Origin of the sequence: Thalassospira profundimaris, from assembly GCF_003326795.1 — a bacterium.
GTDB lineage: Bacteria > Pseudomonadota > Alphaproteobacteria > Rhodospirillales > Thalassospiraceae > Thalassospira > Thalassospira profundimaris_C.
Genome location: NZ_JPWI01000011.1, coordinates 162040 through 168931, shown reverse-complemented (window position 1 = coordinate 168931; position 6892 = coordinate 162040). Strand labels below are relative to the sequence as shown.

6 protein-coding genes are annotated in these 6892 nt (G+C 53.5%); 4 read left to right on the top strand and 2 right to left on the bottom strand.

Annotated elements, in window-relative coordinates:
- Together TH30_RS22475 and TH30_RS16555 are read left to right on the top strand one after the other, a co-directional pair.
- The coding region (locus TH30_RS22475; RefSeq protein ID WP_220150332.1) for a hypothetical protein at nucleotides 1-338 on the top strand (338 nt) is incomplete at its 5' end.
- A gap of 249 nt (nucleotides 339-587) precedes the next feature.
- Entirely contained in the window at nucleotides 588-1898 is a 1311-nt protein-coding gene (locus tag TH30_RS16555) for a M23 family metallopeptidase (protein WP_258548764.1), read from the top strand.
- 166 nt (nucleotides 1899-2064) lie between these two features.
- Here the strand turns inward: TH30_RS16555 and TH30_RS16550 are convergent, their stop codons facing one another.
- On the bottom strand, nucleotides 2065-3861 hold the full coding sequence (locus tag TH30_RS16550; RefSeq protein WP_114099198.1) for an ABC transporter transmembrane domain-containing protein: 1797 nt from the start codon (nucleotides 3859-3861) through the stop codon (nucleotides 2065-2067).
- Nucleotides 3862-3907: 46 nt separating this feature from the next.
- Nucleotides 3908-4240: an iron donor protein CyaY gene (cyaY, locus tag TH30_RS16545; RefSeq protein WP_114099197.1), complete on the bottom strand. Its 333-nt coding sequence runs from the start codon at nucleotides 4238-4240 to the stop codon at nucleotides 3908-3910.
- A 278-nt stretch (nucleotides 4241-4518) separates the two neighbouring features.
- Here cyaY and rpmE point away from each other — a divergent pair, with 278 nt between their 5' ends.
- Together rpmE and TH30_RS16535 are read left to right on the top strand one after the other, a co-directional pair.
- Nucleotides 4519-4743: a 50S ribosomal protein L31 gene (rpmE, locus tag TH30_RS16540; RefSeq protein WP_114099196.1), complete on the top strand. Its 225-nt coding sequence runs from the start codon at nucleotides 4519-4521 to the stop codon at nucleotides 4741-4743.
- Between the two features lie 256 nt (nucleotides 4744-4999).
- Nucleotides 5000-6829: an adenylate/guanylate cyclase domain-containing protein gene (locus TH30_RS16535; RefSeq protein ID WP_114099195.1), complete on the top strand. Its 1830-nt coding sequence runs from the start codon at nucleotides 5000-5002 to the stop codon at nucleotides 6827-6829.
- Nucleotides 6830-6892 lie beyond the last annotated feature (63 nt).

The following is a 6892-nucleotide window of genomic DNA, read 5'->3' as shown; positions in this document are numbered from 1 at the left end:
GTTATAGGCCCCGCTCCCGGAACTGTCAAACCCTTTTTTGGAAAAAACTGCACGAAAAATGCAAAAAGTTCAAAAGCCCCGAATTTGCCCGAAATTGGCGGAAACGGGCCACTCCCGCACTGGTTGATCAGCTCACACTACTGTTAAATCCATCTTGCACTGAACCATCAGAGCTTAAAGCTCCTGCACCCTTTTTGACCCAGCAAAATGGCAGCCTTCACCAGTCACATATATATGTGTACGCCTATACGGAGCCGATGCGGGCAACAGCCCTGCCGGACAAGCAAACATTACCTGTGAGCTTGCAAAGCCGAAAACAGGCAAATTCATTGCCCTAATGGTCTGCCTTGTTGTTGCCATGGTCAGCTGCCATTTCAGCGCCGCCCATCATGATTAATGGCGCGCAATGCCTTCAACGGTTCGTAAAGGAAATCGCGCCATTATAGCCCAATGGGAGCAGATACGACCGGTGCGAATTGGCGTTTCACATCGCTTGAACTTTTATGTATAAGGTTTGAGCCGATGTTGCCGCAAAGAGTAACGGGTTGAGCAAACTGATTATTGGTTATTAGGGGAGTTCTACGGCAATGGCCGGAAGAGACTTGGTATCTATTGCAAGTGTGATGGCAATTCTGGGGGGAACAGCCGGATATCTGTTATCCGATCATTATTCCAACGCTGCAGATACTGCCCTTTCTGCAAGTGCCGCCGAGAGCCACCTGATCGAGAATCCCGTCAGTGGCGTTACAGAAACGGCAAGCATTCCCGACATCGAACCGCGCCGCGAGACAGTCGTCCTTGAAAAAGGATCGAACCTGATGGCGACCCTGACAGAAACCGGCCTTGAACGCACGGTGGCCTATAATGCCATCGAAGCGCTGCGCGATGTTTATAACCCGCGCAAGCTACGCGCCGGTCAGGAGTTTGATCTTGTCTATTCAGCCCCGATGGAAGACAGCATCGAGCTTCTTGACGAACTGAGTTTCCAGCCCGACGCCGAAACCATTGTTTCGGTCTCGCGCACCGATAACGGTTTTGAAGCATCGTCAGACAAGATCGAACTGACCACCAAAAAGAATGTCGCTTCTGGCACCATCGAACAGAGCCTGTTTCTGGCGGCCGAGCGCAATGGCGTTCCGATCCCTGTTCTGATGAATCTGATCGAACTGTATTCCTATGAAGTCGACTTCCAGCGCGACATCCAGCCAGGTGACAGTTTCGAAGTCATGTATCAGGAGCTTGAGAACGACAAGGGCGAACGCGTACGCTATGGTGATGTGCTTTATGCCAGCATGACCCTGAGCGGCAATGAAGTACGTCTTTATTCCTATACCGACAGCAACGGTGAAACCGACTTCTATAATCAGAAGGGTGAATCCTATCGCCGCGCACTGATGCGAACCCCGATCAATGGTGCGCGCCTGTCATCAGGATTCGGCCAGCGCAAGCATCCGATTCTCGGCTATACCAAGATGCATAAGGGCATTGACTTTGCCGCCCCGCGCGGCACCCCGATCTTTGCCGCCGGCAATGGCACGATTGCCAAAATTGGCCGCAATGGCGGTTATGGCAATTACATCCGCATCCGTCACAATGATTCCTATGAAACAGCCTATGCCCATATGAAGGGGTTTGCCAAAGGCCTCAAACAGGGATCCCGCGTCAAACAGGGTGACGTGATCGGCTATGTCGGAAGCACAGGCGCATCAACCGGCCCGCATCTGCATTACGAGATCCTGAAAAACAATGCGCAGGTCAACCCGATCCGCGTCAAGATGCCAAGTGGCAAAAAGCTTAAAGGTGACGAGCTGAAGACCTTCCTTGCGGATGCCGACATCCTGCGCAAGCAATATGCCGAGCTATCCCTTGATAACCGCAAGATTGCCAGCGCCGAATAGCCCAAAGCCGGACCAGATAAAAAAAGCCTGCCCACGTCATGTCGGGCAGGCTTTTTTTTTGAAACCGCTTCAGGTGATCATCATGAGACGGGCGATGCTACCCAGCATAGCCTCAATTGATCGAAACCATTCTTGCGATTAACGCTGAACAAACCTGCGACCCTGATCAGGCCGCATCACGATCAAATTGCAGCTTGGCCAGGCGGCCATAAAGCGGGGATGTTTCAAGTAATTCCTGATGGGTGCCGATCGCAACCAGCTTGCCATCATCAATCACCGCAATCCGGTCGGCATGCAGCACTGTGGCCAGGCGATGGGCAATCACAAGTGTCGTCCGCTCTGCCATGATGGTTTCAAGCGCCTTTTGCACCACCTGTTCGCTTTCCGCATCCAGCGCACTGGTGGCTTCATCAAGCAGCAGGATCGACGGATTGCGCAAGATCGCACGTGCGATTGCAATACGCTGACGCTGACCACCAGACAACCGGACACCTTTTTCACCAAGATAGGTGTTAAAGCCATCGGGCAGACGGTCAAGGAACTCACTGGCATGCGCGGCTTCGGCTGCGGCACGGACATCAGCATCACTGGCACCCGGCCGCCCATAGCGAATATTGTCCCAGGCATTGGCAGCAAAGATCACCGGATCCTGTGCAACCAGACCAATGCGTTCACGCACATCGACCGGATCGGCTTCCCGGATATCGACACCATCCACCCGAATTGCACCTTTGTCAGGATCATAGAAACGCAGCAGCAACTGGAAGACTGTGGTTTTCCCCGCCCCTGATGGCCCGACCAGCGCAACCGTTTCACCCGGCCTGACCGAAAGGGTCAGACCTTCGAGTGCGGATCGATCCGGACGGGCCGGATAATGGAACGTGACATCTTCAAAACTGACATGCCCCTGATGCGGGACCGGCAAAGCCACCGGATTTTCGGGTGCCGCAATCTTTGGTTCGGTTTCCAGCAAGGCAACAAGACGCTCGGCCGCCCCGGCTGCACGTTGCAAATCACCGATTACTTCACTGATAGCACCGACCGATCCGGCGACAACCACCGCATAAAATACAAAGGCAGAAAGCTCGCCCGCTGAAATCACGCCATCAAGGACGTCATGCCCCCCAATCCAGAGGATCGTGCCAACTGCCCCGAACACCATGACAATGACAATAGCAGTCAGAAGGGCACGGGCCGAGATACGGGCGACAGCCGTTTTGAATGCCCCCTCGACATGGCCGTTAAAGCGCGTGCTTTCGATTTCTTCGTGGGTATAGGCCTGAACCGTGCGCAACGCATTCAGCGTTTCCTCGGAAAAGGCACTGACATCCGCAATCCGGTCCTGGGATTCGCGCGACAGGCGGCGCACCCGGCGGCCATAGCCGACAATCGGGATCACAACCAGTGGCACGACCAGAAGAACAAGGGCGGTCAGTTTCGGACTGGTGATGGCAAGCATCGTCAGACCACCGACAAACATCAACGCATTGCGCAAGGCGATCGAAACACTCGATCCGATGACAGATTGTAAAAGTGTGGTGTCCGTCGTCAGACGCGAAAGAACCTCACCGGTCCGGGTCACTTCGAAAAATGCGGAATCAAGACGGATGATATGGCGATACACGGCTGAGCGGATATCGGCGACAACCCGTTCCCCGATCCAGGAGACCAGGAAAAAGCGCATATAGCTTGCCCCCGCCAGAAGCAGGGTCACGGCAAACAGAACGAACAGTGCCCGGTCAAGCAGACCGCCATCACCGTCAGCGAAGCCTTCATCGACCAGCATGCGCAAACCGTTGCCAAGGGCAAGAACGGTTCCCGATGCCGTCACCAGCGCAAGCAAGGCCCCGACCAGCTGCAACCGGTATTTCAGAACAAAGGGAACGATCGCCCTCAGTGACGACAGGTTCCGGCTGGTTTCACGATCAATCAGTTTTGCAGAAGCAGAAGGTGTACGCGCCAAGGCACTTTATCCCGTATGCATTGGGAACGACAAAGCCGCTCAGAGATCAGCCAAGATCAAGTTTGTTTCCGGTTTTCACCGCAATATCCGTCGCAAGCTGATCATGAAGCGTGGTCGAACCACGCGTTGATGTCCAGGTCTCGTTATCTTCGTCAAAGTCATAGTGACTTGCACCACTGACCGGTGAAGAGAGCCAGACCTGACGGTTCGGACCATGCTTGTTGATAATGAATTGCTCACCCGAATCGAGTTCGATTGTCAGGATGCCAGATTGCAAATCGACTTCAAGCTCATCGCCCAGCGCGTCATCAATGACATCAGAGAGGGTCTCGATTGTTTCATCTGCAATCTGATGGAAGCGGGTTTCCTCAAGGGCCACAGTCTTGTTCTCCGTCTGTCGCCGGAAGCGCGTTTGGCCCCGGCAAGGCGATAATCAATTGTTGGCGCACCATACTATATAAAGTGTGCTGTGCAAGTATGCATAAGATGCACCTTGCGAGAAAAGCTTGAAACCTGTGTCTGCGGCTGCTACATGACCGCGAGATCGTTACTGCACTCCCCTCATTTGGCGTTAATTGGATAAAACCGGTTACAGGGGTTGCGCGAGCCGATTTTTTACACTATACACCGCGCTTCAAATTCCGGAGTGATTAGGCGATGAAAAAAGATATCCATCCCGATTACCATGAGATCACCGTTCAGATGACTGACGGCACCACCTTCACCACGCAGTCGACCTGGGGCAATCCGGGCGACGTGATGAAGCTTGACATCGATCCGAAAAGCCATCCGGCTTGGACTGGTGTTCACCGTCTTCTGGACAGCGGCGGGCAGCTTGCTAAGTTCAAAAAGCGCTTCGCTGGTTTCAATATCGGCAACTAAGCAAAGAACACATTTCTGTGTTCTGTGGGATCAGCGCCCGTTGCATCTGATTGATGCTGCGGGCGTTTTTCTTTGTCTGAACCATTGATTGATGGAGCAGACCACACAAAAAACTGCCAATGACGACAAATCTGGTCTGCTATGCAGCATATCTGATGGTTATCCCGGCTTTTTTTTGCCATAATTCCATTTGTCAGGACAGGGTGGCATTTAATTCGCCGCCCTCTTTGGCTTGTCAAAACGACCAGGTTTATAGATGAACCAAGTGGCGGCGCGTAATCAGGTAAGCTATGAGGTCTATGTAAAAGACCGCTCAGGCCGTTGGCAGATCCACGGCCACTTTACTGGTGCGCAAAAAAAACAGGCTGAAGAAGAAGCGAAGAATATTGAACGCGCGAACCATGTTTCGGGCGTCAAAGTGATTCGCGAAGTCTATAATCACGCGACCAACAGTTCGGACGAATATGTCGTCTACGAAACGCGTGGTCAGGGCCGCCTGGAAAACAGTAACGTCCAAAGCAAGCCAAAGGCATCCCGCCCGCAAGCACAGGCCAAGGCACCTGCCTCGCGTCCGGCACCATCCCCGGCCCCCGCCGAGGCAGCTTCTGACAGTACGGAAAGCAGTACTGCAACAGCTGAACCTGTCAAACGACGCCCTGCTCGTGCCGTTGCAGAGGAAGGCCAAAGCATTTTTGGTCTTGCTCTCAAGATGATGATTGCCTTTTGCATCGCGATTGCGATCGGGCTGGCAACGATGCTTGTAGCGGCCAAGGGGCTTGAATATCTGCCAAGTATGGGCATGCATATCAGTCAGGGCTTTTATGACAAAGCCAACTTCATGTCCTTTACGATTGGCTTCCTTGCCAGCGTCGTGCCGATGCTGATGGCTGTGACCAAGAAATTCAAAGGACGCAGCCGAACCAAAGCATCAACAAGCCGGTCGCCCAGACAGGCGCGCGACAAGGTATCCCGCGCAAGTCTGTCCGGCAGCGCCACAGCAGCACAAACTTCTGTGACGCGAAAAACAGCCGCCGAGATGGCAGCAGAACTGGCCCAAGAGGATGACGATGCTGATACGGACGCATCGGTTGAAAGCACGGATGACGCATCGAAGGACGAGGCAAAAGACGCCCCGATTGATGATACGCCTGATCGACCACTGGTCGAGACCAGGGAAATGCGAGCCACCCGCGATCAGATGAAAAACTTCATCTCCGGGTCGATGCAGGCGATCAAACGCACTGTGCCGGTTCTTGATGCCTATCATAAATTTGGCGTCAATCTGTATGTCGCGGGTGCCTGTGATGCCTGCAGCGAAAAGAACGCCCTGGAGCAAAGAGACGGGCGCGCGGTTTTGCGTGACTGTATCTCGGCCCTTGGCGCGAACAAAAGCATGGCCGATACATTCTGCAAAAATGTAGACAGTTACATCCTTGAGCCGAAATACAAGGATATGTACGGCGCTGGTCGCGAATCGATGGATGCCTACCTTAGAGACGAGAAAAGCATCATGACGTCAGTTTCGCGCGCCATCGCGAACTGGAGCGAAAAGCCCGCCGCAGGTCCGCAAGGGGCAGCAGGCAAGAAGCTTCATGCGCTGATGTTTACCGACATTGTCAATTCGACAGCCAAAACCCAGGAACTGGGCGATCATGGCGCCCAGCAAATGGTCCATATTCATAACCAGATCGTTCGCACGGCCCTGATCAATAACTATGGCAAGGAAGTCAAGCATATGGGCGACGGCATTATGGCCGTGTTCCCGTCTTCTGCCAGCTCTGTCGAAGCAGCGATTGAAATTCAGAAGAATATGGCAATCCACAATGCCTCACAGGATATGAAATTCCAGATTCGCATCGGCATTAATGCCGGCGAGGCGATTGCCGAAGAAAATGACCTGTTTGGCACCGTTGTTCAGCTTGCCGCACGCGTATGTGCACAGGCAGGCGGTGACGAAACGCTGGTATCAGCCAACGTCAAAGACACCTATAGTGGTAGCCGCGCTGCTTTTGTCTCGATGGGAACACGTCAGATGAAAGGCTTTGCTGAACCGGTCGAAGTATTCCAGGTTCAATCCCGCGCCTGACATCCCCCGATATTGATCACTTCAATCATCGTCAGAACCCGACTGCCCGGGGCCTTTGCCCAA

Bases quoted from the DNA above. Each gene is read 5' to 3' on its own strand.
- TH30_RS16555 (WP_258548764.1), top strand. From the start codon at position 588: ATGGCCGGAAGAGACTTGGTATCTATTGCAAGTGTGATGGCAATTCTG.
- rpmE (WP_114099196.1), top strand. From the start codon at position 4,519: ATGAAAAAAGATATCCATCCCGATTACCATGAGATCACCGTTCAGATG.
- TH30_RS16535 (WP_114099195.1), top strand. From the start codon at position 5,000: ATGAACCAAGTGGCGGCGCGTAATCAGGTAAGCTATGAGGTCTATGTA.